Consider the following 21,700-nt stretch of genomic DNA (forward strand, 5'->3'; position numbering starts at 1 on the left):
GAGCTGAGAGTGCGCTGGAGGGGGTTTTTCATGTTCTACGATACATAAGAATCGATTTAGGCTTACCTTAAAATATATCAAAAAACCGAAAATTACATCATTAACCTACAATTAACGGGAGAGTAAGATGTAATCATAATATAAATCGATTGATTCATCGATCTTCACACCAAAGATTTGTCGTGTTTTGTCAAATCTTCCTTCCCATCAATATCCCGTAAAATTGTAAGCGATTCCAGTTAAATGAACGAATAAGGAGGTGATGCTGATTAATAGCTATTGTGCACGAAAGTTAATTCATAGTATTTGGTAAGAAGCAGACTGCACTCGAAGGGAGTACAAAAATGTCACTATCAAAGGTAATGAAAAACGTAGCAATCGTGGTAGCCTCTGCTCAGCTGATTAGCATTGCAATTCCTACATTTTCTGGGAATGCGAATGCTGCTGCAGCTAATGATGGAATCATTGAATCCAATCAAATGAAAGTTCAAGTCGATCCGAATTTCCCAAGAATCATAAAGTATACGTTAAACAATAACGTGTTGAATGGCTCTGAAGACGTAATAAACACAATAAGAATTAATGGAACAGACTATATACCAAAAGTAGAGTATTTTGAAAGCGATAACAAGGCTGATTATACACTAACGATTGACGAATTAAAGGTAGTCATAAAGCTGTCAATAACCATTAAAGACAATACACTTGATTTCGAAGTAACAAAGGTAGAAGAAAATGGTACAGCAAGAATACATACCATTGAATTTCCGAACCATAGCTTGGTGTCCGTAAGAAGTACAGATTCGGTTGCCAAATTTGCCGGTTCCCGAATGGAAACCGCTGTTTATAGAAAAGGTGACGTGTATCAAGATGTATCAGGTACGCCTACGGTAGATAGTACACCCAAAAACTATATGTACGCGTTCATCAACAATGATCAACTGGCAGCAGGTGTTTGGTCGAATGCATTCGGTGATACCGGTGCTGATGCAGACAATGACAACCACCGTATTGTGAAGCAGACGACCAAGAAAGCGGATTACTCCCGTACAGCTCTGTGGAGTGCTTCATGGGTATATCGTGGTAATAATATGCCAGATAACATAACAGAATCATTACCACATAGTAAGGTCGTTATTACAGCGGATGCAAATGCGGACGCTAAAATAGATTGGCAGGATGCAGCTGTTGCATTCCGTGATATCATGAACAATCCTGTAGGCAGCGATCGCATGTCCGAACTTGTTGTTCACCGTATACCGATGAACTTTGGCAGCCAGGCAACCAACCCATTCTTGAAATCACTCGATGAAACAAAGCGAATTTATCTCTCAACGGATGGGCTCGGACAGTGGGTGGAATTAAAGGGTTACCAGGCTGAAGGGCATGACTCTGCACATCCGGATTATGGCGGGCATATCGGTGTACGTCAGGGCGGACAGAAGGATATGGATACGCTTGTAAGAGAAGCGCAGAACTACAATGCTTTCATGGGTGTACATATTAGCGGAACAGGTGCTCATCCGGAAGCAAAGGCATTTGATGATCAGTTGGTTAATATCAACAAAGGCGGTTGGGACTGGCTTGATCCATCCTATGATTTTGATGATCCGACATACCGTAGAGAAGTCTATTCTGGCAACAGAAAGAACCGTTTACAGATGTTAAAGGACGATGCGCCAACACTTGATTTTATTTATGCCGATGCATGGTATGAGCAGGGCTTTAACGGAAGAAGATTTGCAAGAGATGTGAATTCTTTTGGCTGGGCGCTTATGACGGAGTTCCCAAATGTATTAGAAGATGAAGCCGTATGGAATCACTGGTCGGTTGACTATGATTATGGCGGTAAGCATACCAAGGGTTATAGCAGTGATATCGCAAGATTTGTGCGAAATCACCAGAAAGATACATGGATTGTTCGCCATCCCATCCTAGGCGGTACGGAGGCAAATGATGCTGAAGGATGGCAGGGTAAAGTAGATTACGATGAAATGATCGATGAAGTATTCAAAACCAATCTGCCAACGAAATATCTACAAAGCTTCCCTATGACGAAGTACGATGTGAAAAATAGTGTAGGAAGAGTGGAATTTGAAGGAAATGTTGTTGCAGAGAGGGCATCAGACGGAACGAGAACATTTACGAAAGATGGTAAAAAGCTTCTTGAAGAAGATGTAACCATTCAACAAGGAACAAGTGACGGTAATGTGTATGATGACGTAAAATTCAATAATCTCAAATATTTGTTACCATGGTCGCCAAATGCCGATAAGTCATCTAGCGAGTTGGCAGGTGTCGAAGAAAAACTATATCACTACAACGAAAATGGTGGACCTACAACGTGGGAACTTCCAAATAGCTGGAACAATGTATCAACTGTGAAATTATTTGCATTAACAGATACAGGTAAGAAAGATGAAAAAGTATTAAACGTCGTTGATGGCAAAATCACAATTGATGCGAACGCAAAACAGGCTTACGTTGTTTACAAAGGAGACGTTACTCCAAAGGTTGAAGATATGAATTGGGGATTTGCAATGCCTGCCAAGGATCCAAGCTTCAACAGCGGAACATTGGATCATTGGGATGTAAAGAGCGGTGCAGCAACAGTAGAACGTAACCATCGTGGACAGTATGAATTAGTAGTCCATGATAATACAGAAGAGACTGTATTAGAGACTGGCTTATCAGGATTGAAGCCAGGAACATATTCAGCTTCTATTTATGTTCAGGTAGGGAATACACCAAACAGTACAAATGGTAGTGATCCTAACACGGCAGGAAATGCAAAACGTAAAACGGTGCTTGGTGTGAAAGATTTCGGCGGAGCAGACATCACGAACTATACGGAAAGCTCACCGCTTAAGAACTATATCTCAGCTGACTCCAAGCACAGCACCAATATGCAGAGAATGAGAGTCGTATTTGATGTAGCAGCCGGACAGGAGACTGCAACATTGTACTTGAAGGTAGCTCCAGGAACAGCGATTGTAACCTTTGACGATGTTCGCTGCGTGCCTACCCAGAGAGTTGTACCACAATCTCCAGATGTAATCGTAGCTGAAGATTTTGAACATGTTGACCAAGGGTTGACTCCATTTGTTATAGCAGATGCTGATGGCGTAAGTGATCCACGTACTCACTTATCCGAATTACACGCTCCATACACGCAAAAAGGCTGGAATGGAAAAGCTGTTGATGACGTATTAAATGGCGAATGGTCTATTAAGTCTCATAAAACAGGTGGTGGTCTCATCATGAGAACATTACCGCAAACTTTAAGATTTGATAAAGGAACAACGTATGAAGTTTCATTCAAATATGAAAGTCAGTTTGATAAGAAGATTAATTTCGTGGTTGGTAATGGTAATAAGGAAATTATGAACGTACCTATGCCACAGGCAACCGTTCCTACACCGTTTACAGTTAAATTTACAGCAAGCACCGGGGATTTCTGGATCGGAACAAGAAATACCGCTGGAGATTCAGCAGGAGACTTTATCCTTGATGATCTCGTGGTTAAAGAAGCAAAAGATGCTATCATTGAGCCACTACCAATTACACCTGTCGACTTATCTGTTATACCTGTAGATGGTATCACTGCAAGTGCAACGGGTTATGAACCAAGTGATGCACCAGAAAATGTGCTTGATGGAGACACAGGTTCATTGTGGCACACAGCTTGGGATGGAAGTGATAAATTACCACAATCCATTACGCTTGATTTAGGTAAACCTTACAATGCTAACAGAGTGGATGTAACACCAAGACAAAGTCAGCAAAATGGAATGATAACAAAATATGAGTTATATACAAGTGCCGATGGAGTGAACTTTGAGAAGGTAGCACAAGGTAATTGGGAAGTTAGTAAAGATACAAAGTCTATAAATATTAATAATCCTAAGCCAATAACTCATGTTAAGCTAACAGCGTTAGAAGGTGTTAATGGTTGGGCGAGTATAGCTGAAATGCGAGTTGCTCAAGAAGCGCCATCCATAACTGGAACCTATAAAGTTGATGTTAGTACTACAGCTGGCATGTATCCAGAAATGCCCGCAACCGTAAAGGCAACACTCAGCAATGGCACAGAAATGGATTTGCCAGTGCAATGGCCAGCCATTGCTCCTTCCCAATATGCTGAAGCAGGAACATTTGAAGTCGTAGGACACATTAATGGCGTTGAAGCTGCAGCGATTACAGCTACAGTTACAGTAACAGCTAGTGGGGCAGTAGATATCGTCGATGCCAAAGTAATGACGGTTTACACGACAGCAGGAACAGCACCGATGATGCCAGCAACGGCTAAGATGATCACTTCGACTGGTACAGTGATCAATGCACCTGTCACTTGGGATTCTATAGCTGAAGATCGCTACAAGAATGTTGGATCATTCAATGTAACGGGAACCGTAGAAGGTACGATTGTCAGAGCACAGGCGATTGTTATCGTTACAGATCCAGGGCAAGAATATGCCGTTGAAGTTGTAAATGGTGAAGGCAGCGGCAATTATGCTCCAGGAGCCACCGTTACCTTAGCAGCTTATGGAGCACCAGAAGGCCAACTATTTGACAAATGGATGACGGATAACATTAGCGTTGTATTCGAAGATGCGAGTGCACCATCTACTACATTTGTCATGCCTGATGAAGCCGTTAAAGTAACAGCAACGTATAAAGACGTAACAGATCCTGGTCAAGAATATGCCGTTGAAGTCGTAAATGGTGAGGGCAGAGGAAATTATACTCAAGGATCCACCGTTACAATAGCAGCCTATGGAGCACCAGAAGGTCAACAATTTGACAAATGGATGACGGATAAAATTAGCGTTGTATTCAAAGATGCAAGTGCTCCATCTACTACATTTGTCATGCCTGGTGAAGCCGTTAAAGTAATAGCAACTTATAAGGATGTAACACCAGTAGACACAACTGCACCAACATGGTCAGATAATAAAGCATTAACGACTTCAAATGTTGGCAGAACCAGCCTTACGCTTTCATGGACAATAGCAGCGGATGATACGGGAGTAACAAGCTATAAAGTCTTTAAGGACGGAAGCGAACTCGTTACATTAGCAGGTCATACGACGAGCTATACCGTCAGCAGCCTGTCATCTGGCACGCCGTATACCTTCAAAGTTGAAGCAGGCGATGCGGCAGGCAACTGGAGCGAGAATGGTCCAAGTGTTACGGTAACGACTGAAGGTGGCTGGACACCGCCATCAGATCCGAAGCCCACGCCAGATCCAAAGCCTACGCCAAAACCAGAAGATGGTAGTAAGCCAACTGAGCCAAAAGATCCAGTACAACCAACGAAGCCTGAACCTTCAAAAGTAAAGCTTACGGATCTAGCGGATCATTGGGCTAAGGCTTCCATTGAAAAATCGATTGAACTTGGTTTTGTAACTGGCTATGAAGATGGAACTTTCCGTCCGAATGGAACGGTAACACGTGGTGAGTTTGGAGCGATGTTAGTAAGAGCGCTGAAATTGGAACTTGGTGAAGGTGAGTTTAATTTTGCAGATCAGAAGCAAACCCCAGTATGGGCTAAGCCATTCATTCAAGCCATTGCAAAAGCTGGTTTCATGACAGGATACGAAGATGGCACATTCCGTGCGAATAAAGAAATAACACGTTCTGAATTGGTAGTCATTGCTGTTCGTGCACTGGGTCTTGAAGTAAATCCAAATGCAAAACTTGTATTTTCGGATGCTGACCAGATTCCAGTATGGGCAAAACCTTATGTGGCAACAGCTGCAGAAGCAGGCTTAATTAAGGGGAATGGGGATGGCAAATTTAATCCGAATGCCTCTTCCTCTAGAGCTGAAGCAGTCACATTGATTCTAGCGATGCTAAACGCAAAATAAAACTTCGGAGAAGATCGCCTACACGAGTATAGGCGATCTTCTTTGTTTCGCTTTTTGATACACGAACGAATAAGATCTTTTATTTGGAGATTTCCGTAAAATTTATCAAGAAATCCAAATTATCATCATTAACTTCCCAGTGGCCGGAGAGTAAGATGTAAACATATAAACTCGCTTGACTCATCTAACTTCACAATATCGATCAAGGTACTTGAAATCCTACACCCAATGACCTTGCCTCATTTAAGAATGACACCTAACAGATATTTAGCATTTTGTAATTAGAATGCTCCTTCCCATGAATACTTCCATGAATTCAACGTTATATTCAGATTCTCGAAAAATAAGTGATCTCTTCAACAGTCAGCAAGACAAGCAATGGTACCAGTAGCATTGTAAGCGTTTTCAATCATTTCGACTCAAAGGAGGTGATGCTTGATCGATGGCAATTGTACGAAAGATCAATTAAGAGTAATTGGCAAGTCATAGATTGAACTCGAAGGAGGATGAAAATGTCACTGTCTAAAGTCATTAGAAACTTAGCACTCGTGGTAGCCTCTGTACAGATGATTAGCATTACGATACCTGCATTTTCAGGAACTGCGGATGCTGCAGCATATGATGGAATCATAGAATCCAATCAAATGAAAGTTCAAGTAGATCAGAAATTCCCACGCGTCATCAAGTATGAGCTGGGCAATAAAGTGTTGAACGGCTCAGAAGATGTATTGGACAAAATAAGAATTAACGGTAAAGACTATGTACCCAAAGTAGATTACACGGAAAGCGAAAACGAGGCGGATTATACGTTAACGATTAGCGAATTGGATGTCGTCATGAAGTTATCCATCACGGTAAAAGACAATACGCTTGACTTCCTTGTTACCGATGTGAAAGAAAACGGTTCAGCAAGGATACATACCATTGAAATTCCAAACCACAGCTTGGTATCGGTGAGAAGTACGGAAGCGGGCGCCAAATTTGCTGGTTCCAGAATGGAAACCGCAGTTTATAAAAAAGGCGATGTGTATCAAGATGTGTCAGGAACTCCTGCGGTAGATACTACCCCAAGAAACTATATGTACTCGTTCATTAACAATGATCAACTGGCAGCAGGGGTTTGGTCCAATGCATATGGTGATACAAATGCGGATGGAGACAATGACAACCACCGTATTGTGAAGCAGACGACAGCGAAAACGGGTTACTCCCGTACGGCTTTATGGAGTGCTTCGTGGGTATACCGCGGGAATAACATGCCAAATGATATTACGGAGCCGTTACCTCATACGAAAGTCATAATCACAGCGGACGCCAATGGCGATGCAAAGTTGGATTGGCAGGATGCAGCCGTTGCATATCGCGAGATCATGAACAATCCCGTAGGAAGCGATCGGATGTCTGAACTTGTTGTACACCGTATACCGATGAACTTTGGCAGCCAGGCAACCAACCCATTCTTAAAGACATTAGATGAAACAAAGCGAATCTATCAATCGACAGACGGGATTGGACAGTGGGTGGAGTTAAAGGGTTACCAAGCAGAAGGGCACGACTCCGCACATCCGGATTACGGCGGGCATATCGGTGTGCGTCAGGGCGGACAGAAGGATATGGATACGCTCGTAAGAGAAGCGCAGAAATATAATGCGTTTATGGGGGTACATATTAGCGGCACAGGGGCACACCCAGAAGCAAAGGCTTTTGATAATGAACTGGTTAATCTTAACAAGGGCGGTTGGGACTGGCTTGACCAATCTTATGACTTTGATGATCCGACTTACCGTAGAGAAGTCACCACCGGAAATCGTAAGAACCGGTTGCAAATGTTAAAGGACGATGCGCCGACGCTTGATTTTATCTATGCTGACGCATGGTATGAACAGGGCTTTAATGGAAGAAGATTTGCTAGAGAAGTGAATTCCTTGGGATGGACGCTTACTACGGAGTTTCCAAATGTATTGGAAGATGAAGCTGTGTGGAATCACTGGTCGGTTGACTATGATTACGGAGGTAAGGGCACCAAGGGCTATAGCAGTGATATCGCAAGATTCTTAAGAAATCATCAGAAAGACACTTGGATCGCTCGTCATCCGATCCTTGGCGGTACGGAGGCAAATGATGCGGAAGGATGGCAGGGTAGAGTAGATTACGATGAAATGATCAATATTGTATTCAAAACAAACCTGCCAACGAAATATCTACAAAGCTTCCCAATGACGAAATACGATGTCAAAAACAATGTTGGAAGAGTTGAATTTGCAGGAAATGTTGTTGCCGAAAGAACATCAGACGGAAAGAGAACATTTACGAAAGATGGTAAAAAGCTTCTTGAAGAAAATGTAACAATTACACAAGCTTCTGAGGGCGGTAACATTTACGATAAGGTCACTTATTCAAACCTTAAATATTTGTTGCCATGGTCGCCAAATACCGATAAGACAGCTAGCGAATTGGCTGGTGCTGAAGAAAAACTGTATCACTATAATGAGGTTGGCGGATCATCGACTTGGGAGCTTCCAAATAGCTGGAACAATGTATCAACAGTAAAGTTGTATACATTAACAGATACGGGTAAGAAAGAAGAGAAAGTCATCAACGTCGTTGACGGCAAAATCACGATTGATGCGAAAGTAAAACAGGGTTATGTTGTTTACAAAGGTGCTGTTACGCCAAAGGTTGAAGAGATGAATTGGGGATTCGCCATGCCAGCCAAGGACCCTAGCTTCAACAGTGGAAAGCTGGATAACTGGAACGTAAAGAGCGGTGCAGCAGCAGTAGAACGCAACCATCGTGGACAGTACGAATTAGTAGTCAAAGAAAATACGGAAGAAACGGTACTTGAGACTGGGTTATCAGGATTGAATCCTGGAACCTACTCAGCATCCATATATGTGCAGGTAGGAAATACACCAAACGGTCCAAATGCAAGTGATCCAAACACAGCAGGAAATGCAAAACGTAAAACGACGATTGGCGTGAAAGATTTCGGCGGAGCAGACATCACGAATTATACGGAAAGCTCACCGCTTAAAAACTATATCTCAGCAGACTCCAAGCACAGCACCAATATGCAGAGAATGAGAGTCGTATTTGATGTAGCAGCAGGACAGGATACAGCGAAATTGTACTTGAAAGTAGCTCCAGGAACAGCAGCTGTAACATTTGACGATGTTCGCTGTGTTCCGACCAAGCGAGTTGTACCGCAATCTCCAGATGTCGTCGTAGCTGAAGATTTTGAGAATGTGGACCAAGGTTTGACGCCATTTGTTATCGCAGATGCTGACGGCGTAAGTGATCCACGTACGCACTTATCTGAATTACACGCGCCATACACGCAAAAAGGATGGAATGGCAACCAAACGGATGACGTATTAAACGGCAACTGGTCCATTAAGACCCATAAATCTGGCGGCGGTCTTATCATGAGAACATTACCGCAGACTTTAAGATTCGATAAAGGAACAACGTACGAAGTAACTTTCAAGTATGAGAGCCAGTTCGATAAGAAGATTAACTTCGTTGTAGGCAACGGCACGAAGGAAGTGTTGAATGTACCGATGCCGCAGGCAACCGTTCCTACGCCGTTTACGGTTAAATTTACAGCAAGCACTGAAGATTTCTGGATCGGAACAAGAAATACGGTTGGCAGTTCGGCAGGGGACTTCATCCTTGATGATCTCGTTGTGAAAGAAGCGAAGGATGCTACCATCGAACCGCCGCAAATTTCACCTGTTGACTTAACCATTATCCCTGTAGAGGGGATCAAAGCAAGTGCAACTGGTTATCAAGAAGGTGATAACCCTGAAAATGTTCTTGATGGAAACACAGGTTCATTGTGGCACACAGCTTGGGATGGAAGTGATAAATTACCACAATCCATTACGCTTGATTTAGGTAAAGCTTACAATGTAAACAGAGTAGATGTTACACCAAGACAGCAGACGAATAGTAGTGGTGTAGCTAATGGTAATGGTTTTATTACAAAATATGAATTATATGTGAAGTATGCAGATGCGGCAGATTTTGTGAAAGTTGCAGATGGAACATGGGAAAAGACTATTGCAACGAAACAAATTGCTGTTGATAGTTCAAAGCCAATAACTCATGTGAAGTTAACAGCATTAGAAGGTATTAATGGTTGGGCGAGTGTCGCTGAGATGAGAGTTGCTCAACAAGCTCCTTCCATCACTGGACCAAAGACAGCAGAAGTCAGCACGACAGTTGGCATGCATCCGGAAATGCCTTCAACAGTAAACGCAACAATGAGCAATGGTACAGTCATGGAATTGCCAGTTCAATGGCCAGCAATTGCCCCTTCCAAATATGCCGAGGTAGGAACCTTTGAAGTTACAGGCCACATTAATGGCGTTCAGGATGCAGCGATTACAGCGACTGTAACCGTTACAGCTGGTGGAGCAGCAGAGATCGTAGATGCCAAAGTAATGAATGTTTACACTTCGGTAGGAACTGCACCTGTTATGCCAGAAAAGGCTAAGATGGTCACTTCAAACGGTACAGTTATCCAAGTGCCTGTCACTTGGGATGCAATTGCTGACAACAGCTATAAAAATGTTGGATCATTCAGCGTAGCGGGCACAGTAACAGGAACGAATATTAAGGCTCAGGCCATTGTTATCGTTACAAATTCAAGAGCTGTAATTGTTGTAATTCCTACAACAAAAATGAGCACGGTTATTGGCGTAAAACCGGTGTTACCAAGTACGATCGAAGTAACGATGAGCGATCAATCGAAGCGATTTGTATCGGTTGCGTGGGATCTCATTACAGATGAGCAGATCAGCAAAGTAGGTCAGTTTACTGTAAATGGTACGATTGAGGGTACTGAGAAGAAAACTATTGCTGAAATTACAGTCAAAGAAGATCCGAACATTGCACTCAGAAAACCTGCAACGGCAAGCAGTCAGCAGTCAGGCAATACGGCAGCGATGGGTAATGACGGCCAAACATCAACGCGTTGGTGCGTAAGCAATCCAAGTACTGAACACTGGTGGAAGGTTGACCTCGGAGCACAGTACGATGTTACGGGTTCCAAGATAACTTGGGAATCAGCAACAGGCACGATGAAGTACAGAATTGAAGTCTCTTCGGATGGAGAAACCTGGAACAAAACGGTGGATAAGTGGAGTACTCCAGTAACTGAAAGTGTTACAGAAGATACTTGGTCTGCTAAGAATGTTAAATTTATTAAAGTGACTGCTTTGGGTATTGATCCAACATGGGCAGGGTTCCGTGAGTTTGAAGCTTACGGCGCTAAATCAACGGTGGTGGATACAACAGCGCTGAAGGCAGCGATTGCAGCTGCTCAAGTCAAAGTGGATCATGCCGTAGTTGGTAATCAGCCTGGCCAATATCCGCAAGCAGCTGTAGATGCGTTGAAAACAGCGATTGCAGCAGCAGAGCGCGTTGCCGATACAGCAGCAACGCAGGCAGACGTGACAGCCGGAATCGCAGCGCTTCAATCCGCGGTTAAAGCTTTCGATGATGCGGCAGCAACGGCTGCGCCGTCCAGCTTCATCACGGCGCCAGCTACCGTAACTGCTGGCAAAACGTTCAACGTGCAGGTCGGTCTCAGCGGCGTAACGCAAGCGGTATATGCGCAAGATCTATCAGTCGAGTTTGATCCGGCTAAGCTCGAGTTCTTGTCTGCGAAATCCCTCATTCTAGGGGTTAGCATCATCGATAAGAAGACGACGCCGGATGGCAAGCTGCGGTTTATTGTCGCAAGCGAAGGTCCAGGCCATGCCGTAACAGGCACGAAGAATGTCCTAGAACTGACGTTCAAAGCGAAGGAAGTAGCTGAGGCGGTAAATAGTGTCATCTCGATGACGAAGGTCATGATTTCGGATGCCGAAGGAGCAGAGATGACCATCGGAAATGCAAGCTCCACCGTACAAGTGGTGAAGGAGCAACCGCCGGTTGCAACGGGCGACTTGAACGGCGACGGCAAAGTAACGATCGGTGACCTTGCGATTGCTGCTGCGAACTATGGCGCAACCAAGGATAGCCCGAACTGGAGTAAACTGCGCATGGCTGACTTTGACAACAATGGCGTCATTGATATTAGTGACTTGGCAGCAATTGCGCAGAAGATTATTCAATAATGAAATAACATCACTGTAAATTTATAATGGCATGACGAGATGAGAGCAGCTCAAGGGGATCTTGGGCTGCTCTAGAAATATAAATTATCGTCATTAACCAATACTCTGTTCTGCAATTTTAGTCCTCTATAACCCATTTCTAGTTCGAAGGGTGGAGATTTAAAATGTTTAGTTTTAGACAAAAGGCAAGGAAAGCAATGGTACTGATCGCAATAATTACAGTGTTCGCCAATTTTCCAACCTTTGCTAGAGCTGCAGACAATGGAAATGGTACATACACAAATCCCATTATGTGGGGGGATTATCCGGATAATGACGTGATCAGAGTAGGAGATACATACTATATGGCATCAACAAGTATGCATGTCTTCCCAGGAGCTCCGATTATGAGTTCAAAAGATTTAGTTAACTGGCAATATGAGAGTTATGCGGTTGAAAGAATGGAAGGTGACATGTATGACCTTGAGAATGGGTTACAAGCTTATGATGAGGGTGTGTGGGGAGCAAGTCTGAGATACAACAAGAATAATGGCAAATTTTATTACCTATTTAGTGTCAATAGGGATACTGCATATATGTGCATTGCAGATAATATAAAAGGTCCTTGGACTAAATATAAGTTATCAGATGAATTATATGATGCAGGGCTATTATTTGATGATAATGGAAAAATATACGTTACGCATGGTCAATCAGAAATATGGCTGAGTGAACTAGAAATAGTAAATGAAGAAACAGGTGAAGTTGCAATTGTATCTAAGAAAGAACAAGGTGCTAGTAGAAACGGCAAGATGATATACAACTATGGAGGGTATGCTGAAGGTTTGCACCCATATAAAATTGATGACTACTATTATATATTAAGCACTCCTGTTTGGAATAAAGGTTCAAAGAAGGAAATAGCCATACGAACAAAAGACTTGGCGAATGGTCCTTATGAAGTAAAGGATATCATGACTAGCTTTATGAATTTTACCGGCAATGGTGTACACCAAGGTGGTATGGTTGATGTTCCTCAAGAAGATGGAACTTCAGAATGGTGGATGATCATATTCCAGGATAGAGGGAAACTTGGACGTGTTCCTACCTTACAGCCGGTTAACTGGAAAGATGGATGGCCATATCTGGGACAATTTGATGGAGAAAAGGCAGTTGTTACATTGAAAAAGCCTAATATTCCTGGCTTGGGAACAACTGAACCAACGGTTCCAGCGACTTCAGATGATTTTAATAGTGATAAGTTAGGTCTTCAATGGCAATGGAATCACAATCCTGATATTGATAAGTGGAGCTTAACTGAAAACCCGGGACATATGAGAATTAAAACATCAAGTGTGACAAATTCATTAACATTTGCAAGAAACACACTTACTCAAAGAGTTATTGGTCCGGACAGTACGGGTACTGTAAAGATGGACATCAGCCATATGGCTGACGGTGATCAAGCTGGGTTATCTGTCATACAACGAAATTCGAACTACATCGGCATTAAGAATGAAGATGGAAAGAAGAGAATCGTTGTGCAAGACTTATGGACAGAACAGGCATCGATTGATCTTCCGGAAGGAACAACGAATATCTGGTTTAGAGCTACAACCCCAAGATTTGAATATCGAACGGAGTTCTCATATAGCCTTGATGGAGTGAGCTTTACCAGATTGGGCGGAAGATATGACATGCGTTACGGAACCTACGTTGGTATGAGGTTTGGTATTTTCAATTATGCAACAAAAGCCCTTGGCGGGTATATTGATGTTGATTCGTTTGAACTGACAACGACTGAGAATCAAGGGAATTTATTTAGCATAAATAAGAAGATTGATGCTGAACGTTATGATGATCAGAACTATGTTACAGATAAGAATCTAACGATCAACGCAAAAACAGAGTGGACAAATGATGATGTAAACGACGGATATGACCAAAGTATGGCGAATATCAAGAACGGTGACTGGTTGCGTTACGATCAAGTAGATTTTGGCGATGGTGCGGCGAAATGGTTCAATGCTAGAGTAGCAAGCAACAAACAGGGTGGCAAGATCGAGGTTAAACTGGCTGATGCGCAAGGCAATCCGGCTCAGACGATCGCGACGCTGCAAATTCCGAATACAGGGGATATGAATGGGTATGTAAATGCCAAAGCAGAGCTTACCCAAATCGTGACAGGAAAGCAAAAAATATTCCTGGTATTTAACGGTGCGGATAAGGAAATATGCAAGCTCAACTGGTTTATGTTCGGATCAGCCGATTATCCAGCGATTGCAGCAGCTCCGGCTCATGTTCAAGTGGGTTCAACAAACAGCTCAACGATTGATATCACATGGGATGTCGTACCTGGGGCACTGCAATATGACATTAAAATGGATAATAAGATTATAAGCAATGCGACAAGCTCATTTTCAGAAACAGGCTTACTTCCTGGAGCAACGTATACCGTTCAGGTTCGATCCAAGAACTTTGCGGGATTCAGTGAATGGAGTGAGGGTGTAAAGATCACAACCAAAGCCGACCCGGAAATGATTCCTTCGAGCAGCATGACGGTAACTGCTTCAAGCGAAGAAACTCAAGCCGAAGATAATAAGGCAGCAAATGTCTTGGATGGAAACCTAGACACGATCTGGCATACCAAGTGGAATGGTGGAAATATGCCTCCTCATACGTTGGATTTCAACTTAGGACAGACGTATGACGTATATAAGCTGAAATATATTCCAAGACAGTCCGGTGGAGATAACGGTGTTGTAACCAAATACAACATCTACACAAGTATGGATGGAGTAAACTACACCTTGGTCAAGGAAAAAGGAACATTTGCAAGCGATTCTGCGCCAAAGACAGTAACATTTAGACCTACGCAGGCTCATTACTTGAGATTTGAAGTATTGGCTGGTCATAATGGCTTTGGTTCTGCTGCTGAAATGAACATTTATCAAAATGCTGACTCCATACCGGTCATATCTGACAACAAACCAGCTGCAGCAAGTAGTGCAGAAGCAGGATATGAGGCATCAAAAGCTAACGATGGTAATCTAGTTACGGCATGGAAGGCTGCAACTGAAGATACGAAGAAGAATTGGACTGTAGATTTAGAAGAAATGTACGACTTGACAGGGATCGAGCTTGAATGGGCTGCTGAAAACGCAAGCAAGTATAAGGTTGAAGTGTCAAGCGATAACAAGGTGTGGACGCAAGCCGTTGACAGAACGGTAGATACAGTATCCAGCAAGGTTAAAAAAGACAACGTTTCAAACAATGCAGTAAGGTATGTAAAGGTAACCTTTACGGAAGGGACCGCTACCATTGATGAAATTAGAATTCGTGGTACCAAGAGCGTAATCGTACCGGAATCACGGAATGTCGTACTCAACAAACCTGCTATTTCAGATAGCCAGCAGAACAGCAATCCAGCATCGGCAGGCAACGATGGGGATGAGTCAACGCGTTGGTGTGTATCTGATGATAAGAAACCACACTACTGGCAGGTGAATCTCGGCGGGAAATACGATTTAACAGGTTCAAAGATCATATTTGAAAACGGCGGTAAGGCCATGATGTATAAGATCGAGGTTTCTAGTGATGCTGCAACTTGGACCACCGTAATTGACCATATGAATAACATAACTAACATTGAAAAAGTTAGAACAGATCACTGGACGGCGAAGGGTGCCCAATATATCAAGGTCACTGTCATGGGATATCCGGAACTTTGGGCAGGCTTCCGTGAGTTTGAAGCTTACGGCGCTAAATCAACGGTGGTGGATACAACAGCGCTGAAGGCAGCGATTGCAACTGCTCAAGTCAAAGTGGATCATGCCGTCGTTGGTAATCAGCCTGGCCAATATCCGCAAGCAGCTGTAGATGCGTTGAAAACAGCGATTGCAGCAGCAGAGCGCGTTGTCGATACAGCAGCAACGCAGGCAGACGTGACAGCTGGAATCGAAGCGCTTCAATCCGCAGTTAAAGCTTTCGATGATGCCGCAGTAACGGCTTCACCGTCCAGCTCCATCACGGCTCCAGCTACCGTAACTGCTGGTAAAGAGTTCAACGTGCAAGTCGGGCTCAGCGGCGTAACGCAAGTGGTATATGCGCAGGATCTATCGGTCGATTTTGATCCGGCTAAGCTCGAGTTCTTGTCTGCGAAATCCCTCATTCCAGGGGTTAGCATCATCGATAAGAAGACGACACCGGATGGCAAGCTTCGGTTCATCGTTGTTAGCGAAGGACCAGGAAATACTGTAACAGGCACGAAGAATGTCCTTGAGCTGACATTCAAAGCGAAGGAAGTAGCTGAAGCGGCCGTAAATAGTGTCATCTCGATGACAAAAACAATCATTTCGGATGCCGAAGGAACAGAGATGACCATCGGAAATGCGAGCTCCACCGTACAAGTGGTGAAGGAGCAACCGCCGGTTGCGACGGGTGACTTGAACGGAGACGGAAAAGTAACGATCGGTGACCTTGCGATTGCTGCTGCGAACTACGGCGCAACGAAGGATAGCCCGAACTGGAATAAGCTGCGAGTGGCTGACTTTGACAACAATGGCGTCATTGATATTAGCGACTTGGCGGCGATTGCGCAGAAGATTATTCAATAATGCGATAAGCAAAAGAATAGAAAGTTCCTTCGAAGAAGATCGTCAGCACTCGTGCAGGCGGTCTTCTTCGCTAATGATGCAATCCTAATATTCAATTTCCAATCGAGTCGGGAGGATGAATAATAAATGAGGACAAACAAGTTGCGTATATGGTTTGCTGCCTTTTTAGCTTCGGCAGTGATGGTTACGTCTGCACCAGTGATGGCTTATCAAAGCCTTCCATCAGATGGACCGGAGACAAGAGTCGGAGATACAAATTCTTCAGCTAATAACAGTAATGCGATGAAGCTATGGTATCAGACGCCTGGTAGCAATTGGTTGTACGATGGATTGCCCATCGGCAACGGAAATTTGGGTGCCATGATACTAGGTAGGACGGAAACAGAAAAAGTTCAGTTGAATGAAATCACGTTATGGACGGGCGGCCCCAATACTCCAGGTTATACGGGAGGCATTGTAAAGGATGCGTATAAGGCTTTACCTGAAGTAAGAGAATCTTTGTTTGCAGGGAAATTGGATGAAGCTTATGAGCGATCGAAGAAATTACTTGGAACAGGGAGAGGCTTGGAGGCTTATCAAAATCTAGGCGATTTTACGCTTGACTTTACAGGTAACGCACGTACCCCAAATCCAACGAATTATCGGCGTGAATTGGATCTGAATGAGGGAATTGCAAGGGTTGCTTATGAGAACAATGGTATCAAATTTACACGTGAATATCTGGCAAGCAATCCAGGCAATGTGATGGCTGTTCACTTAACATCTGACAAGGATAATGCAATCGGGTTTAAGTTGAAATTAACGCCTGATGCAAGTGCCAATCCCTATTCTCAAGTAGGGAAAACCTATACAACAACAGCTCGAAATGGTGTTATTAGCTGCCAGGGTACGGTTGCGGGAAGTCAAATGAAGTTTGCTGTTCAAATGAAGGTCGTTGCTCCCAATGCAGACATTACGACGAATTCGGATGGGACAGTAACTGTCGCAAATGGTGAAGATGTTACGTTGTATATGACTGCCGGAACAAACTATGATCAAACAGAAAGTAAGCTGATACAAAGTATAGATTCATTTAAGAAGGTTGATTATCTTGATGATCACGACCCGAATGGTGATGTGGCCATGAGCAAAGCTGCTGCTAGAATTGACACCGTTTCGCAAATGAGCTACTCCGATTTTAAAGCAATTCATATGCAAGATTACCAACACCTATTCAATACGGTCAGCTTAAACTTAGGTGGTATTGAAGATGCGAATAGACCTACCAATGAATTAATGAGAGACTATCAGACAGGTAAAAAGGAAAGCAGATATATTGAAACGCTGTTATTCCAGTTTGGACGTTATTTATTAATTTCATCATCCAGAAATTCATTGCCTGCTAACCTGCAGGGGATATGGAATAACAGTAATAAACCGATGTGGGCAAGCGATTACCACTTGAACGTAAATATGCAAATGATTTACTGGCCTGCATTTGTAACTAATATCGATGAAACGGCTAATCCAGTGATTCCATTCCTTCGTTCTTTAATGGCTCCTGGTAAAGTCGCTGCCAAAGAACATTTTGGTGTAGATAATGGCAGTTGGGTCGTCAACCATACGACGAATATTTTTGGTATGACAGCTCCAGGAGAAAGCATTGACTGGGGGCTAGCGCCAGGTTCTGCAGCATGGGTTAGCATGATCCTCTGGGATTACTATCAGTACACGCAAGATGGAGAGATATTGAAGCAAATATACCCGATCCTTCGAGATCAGGCGAAATTCTGGAAAGGTTTCTTAGTTCTAGATCCGAACACAGGTGAGTATGTTACAGCTCCTTCAACTTCGCCCGAACATGGTCCCGTAGGAGTTGGTACGACATATGATATGTCTCTCGCATATATGCTGTTGGAAGATGTAGTAGAAGCTAGTAAGGTCATGGGACAGGATGATGATTTAAGAGCTGAACTTGAAGCCATTTTAGCCAAAATGGATCCTATTAAAATCGGTAAATCAGGTCAGATCAAAGAATGGCGTGAAGAGGATGAATACAACAAACGTACCGACGGAACATCCATAGGTGACCCGACACACAGACATTTAAGCCAATTAATGGGGCTTTACAATGGGGATATGATAACGAAAGAAGATAAAGAGCAGATGGATGCAGCGATAAAGTCATTAGAACTAAGAGGTGACATGGGCTGGGATGCCAACGGTTGGAGTATGGCATTGAGAATGCTGTTATGGTCACGGATCGGAGATGGCGATAGAGCATTAACACTTTACCAGGATGCGATTAAATATGCCATGCTGCAGAACCTAATGAGCAGTGCTTTGGGCTTTGTGTATCAGATGGATGCTAACGGTGGTGTGACCGCAGGTGTAGCCGAAATGCTGATCCAGAGCTACGCAGGATATATCAAGCCATTACCAGCATTGCCGCAAGATTGGGCTGCAGGGTCATATACAGGGCTTAAAGCCATTGGCAACTTTGAATGTGATGCGGTCTGGTCAGACAACAATTTGAATCAATTCACGGTTCGTTCTCGTTCTGGCAAGCCTTTAAAAGTAAGATACCCTGGAATTGGTCACGCATCGGTAAAGTCAAACGGGGCAAATGTTGATTTTACTGTCATTGATGCGAATACGATTGAATTGAACACAATAAAGGATGCAGAATATGTAATTAACAACATTCCAATGAGGCTAACTGCACCAACGAATTTAGAAGCATACCGCTTGGATGACCACAAGGTTGATGTGACATGGAATGCTGTTGCAGATTCAGGTGTAACCTACAACTTGTACCATATGGTTGAGGGCGGAGTTTATGAATTATATGCTTCCAATTTAACTGCTGCCAAATATCAGGATATCGGTGCGGATGCCTCCTTGGGAAATATTTATTATAAGGTTGCCGCTGTCAAAGATCATAAAGAAGGTATGCAGTCAAAGCCGATAAAGGCAATCAAGCGAAATATCGCTTTGAAAAAGCCAGTAACAACGAACAGTGAGCAAGGAAATAACTTAGCTGTATATGGCAATGATGGCAGTGAACAAAGCAGATGGTGTGGTAATACGCCTTCTCAAGTGCAGTGGTGGAAGGTTGACCTACAAGACACCTATAATATTGCAGGTTCCAAGTTGATTTGGGAATCTGATAATCAAGAAATGTATTACAAAATGGAAGTATCTGATGATGGTAATACTTGGGAGACGGTAGTGAACCGGTATGACAGTCATTCTGTAACTGAAAAAGCAACTGAAGATAAATGGTCGGCTCAACATGTCAGATTTATAAAAATAACATTCCCAGGAAGTCCTAAGGTGCCAGGCAATCCGGCCGTGTGGTCGGGTTTTCGTGAGTTTGAAGTTTATGCAGATTCCACACCGGTTGTATCTGACAATAAGCCAGCTGCAGCAAGCAGTGAACAAGCAGGCCATGAGGCTTCGAAGGCTAACGATGGCGATCTAGCTACCGTATGGAAGGCTGCAGATCATGATCCGATGAAGACTTGGACGGTAGACTTGGAAGAGAAGTATGACGTAACTGAAATCGAGCTTGAATGGGCTGCAGAAAATGCAAGCAAGTACAAGGTTGAAATTTCGAGTGATAACAAGGTGTGGACGCAAGCAGTGGATAGAACGAAGGATGCAGAATCCAGCAAGGTGAAAACGGATCGAGTCTCAAATCAAGAAGTAAGGTATGTAAAGGTAACATTTACAGAAGGAATCGCTTCGATGAATGAAATAAGAGTTCGTGGGACGAAGAGTGTAATCTTACCGGAATCAAGCAATGTTGTACTCAACAAACCTGCTACTTCAGATAGCCAGCAGGGCAACAATCCAGCATCAGCAGGCAACGATGGGAATGAGTCAACGCGTTGGTGTGTAGCGGATGATAAGAATCCACACTACTGGCTGGTGAATCTTGGCGGGAAATATGATGTAACAGGTTCAAAGGTCATATTTGAAAACGGCGGGAAGGCCATGTTGTATAAAATTGAGGTTTCAAGCGACGCTGCAACTTGGACCACCGTAATTGACCATATGAATAACACAACCAACATCGAAAAAGTTAGAAAAGATAACTGGACGGCAAAGGGTGCCCAATATATCAAGGTAACGGTTATGGGATATCCGGAACTGTGGGCAGGTTTCCGTGAGTTTGAAGCTTACGGCGCTAAATCAACGGTGGTGGATACAACAGCGCTGAAGGCAGCGATTGCAGCAGCTCAAGTCAAAGTGGATCATGCCGTCGTTGGTAATCAGCCTGGCCAATATCCGCAAGCAGCTGTAGATGCGTTGAAAACAGCGATTGCAGTAGCAGAGCGCGTTGTCGATACAGCAGCAACGCAGGCAGACGTGACAGCCGGAATCGCAGCGCTTCAATCCGCGGTTAAAGCTTTCGATGATGCCGCAGCAACGGCTGCGCCGTCCAGCTCCATCACGGCGCCAGCTACCGTAACTGCTGGCAAAACATTCAACGTGCAAGTCGGTCTCAGCGGCGTAACGCAAGGGGTATATGCGCAAGATCTATCAGTCGAGTTCGATCCGGCTAAGCTCGAGTTCTTGTCTGCGAAATCCCTCATTCTAGGGGTTAGCATCATCGATAAGAAGACGACGCCGGATGGCAAGCTGCGGTTTATCGTCGCAAGCGAAGGTCCGAGCAATGCCGTAACAGGCACGAAGAATGTCCTAGAACTGACGTTCAAAGCGAAGGAAGTAGCTGAGGCGTCGGTAAATAGTGTCATTTCGATGACGAAGGTCATGATTTCGGATGCCGAAGGAGCAGAGATGACCATCGGAAATGCGAGCTCTACCGTACAAGTGGTGAAGGAGCAACAGCCGGTTGCGAATGGCGACTTGAACGGCGACGGCAAAGTCACGATCGGTGACCTTGCGATTGCTGCTGCAAACTATGGCGCAACTAAGGATAGCCCGAACTGGAATAAACTGCGCATGGCTGACTTTGACAACAATGGCGTAATTGATATTAGCGACTTGGCGGCAATTGCGCAGAAGATTATTCAATAATGAAATAATATCCCGATTGGGGTAGAGAGTCCGTTGTCTAGAACAGCGGGCTCTTTTTTTACCACATCAGAAAGTATAAGTTTTC

4 protein-coding genes are annotated in these 21,700 nt (G+C 43.7%); all 4 read left to right on the plus strand.

Annotation, left to right across the window (positions count from 1 at the left end; genetic code table 11):
* Positions 1 to 362: 362 nt before the first annotated feature.
* The 4 genes from C558_RS32450 (at position 363) to C558_RS32465 (ending at position 21,615) form a co-directional block, all read left to right on the plus strand.
* Positions 363 to 5,870 carry an endo-alpha-N-acetylgalactosaminidase family protein gene (locus C558_RS32450; RefSeq protein ID WP_245583742.1) on the plus strand — a complete coding sequence of 1,836 codons (5,508 nt, stop codon included), beginning with the start codon at positions 363 to 365 and terminating at the stop codon, positions 5,868 to 5,870.
* 512 nt (positions 5,871 to 6,382) lie between these two features.
* A complete protein-coding gene (locus tag C558_RS32455; protein ID WP_018755584.1) occupies positions 6,383 to 11,995 on the plus strand; it encodes an endo-alpha-N-acetylgalactosaminidase family protein in 5,613 nt (1,870 codons plus the stop codon).
* 197 nt (positions 11,996 to 12,192) lie between these two features.
* Positions 12,193 to 16,590: a discoidin domain-containing protein gene (locus tag C558_RS32460; protein ID WP_245583760.1), complete on the plus strand. Its 4,398-nt coding sequence runs from the start codon at positions 12,193 to 12,195 to the stop codon at positions 16,588 to 16,590.
* A 126-nt stretch (positions 16,591 to 16,716) separates the two neighbouring features.
* Positions 16,717 to 21,615: a glycosyl hydrolase family 95 catalytic domain-containing protein gene (locus C558_RS32465; RefSeq protein WP_018755586.1), complete on the plus strand. Its 4,899-nt coding sequence runs from the start codon at positions 16,717 to 16,719 to the stop codon at positions 21,613 to 21,615.
* Positions 21,616 to 21,700 lie beyond the last annotated feature (85 nt).

The sequence above is a fragment of the Paenibacillus terrigena DSM 21567 genome, assembly GCF_000374845.1.
Lineage (GTDB): Bacteria > Bacillota > Bacilli > Paenibacillales > Paenibacillaceae > Paenibacillus_K > Paenibacillus_K terrigena.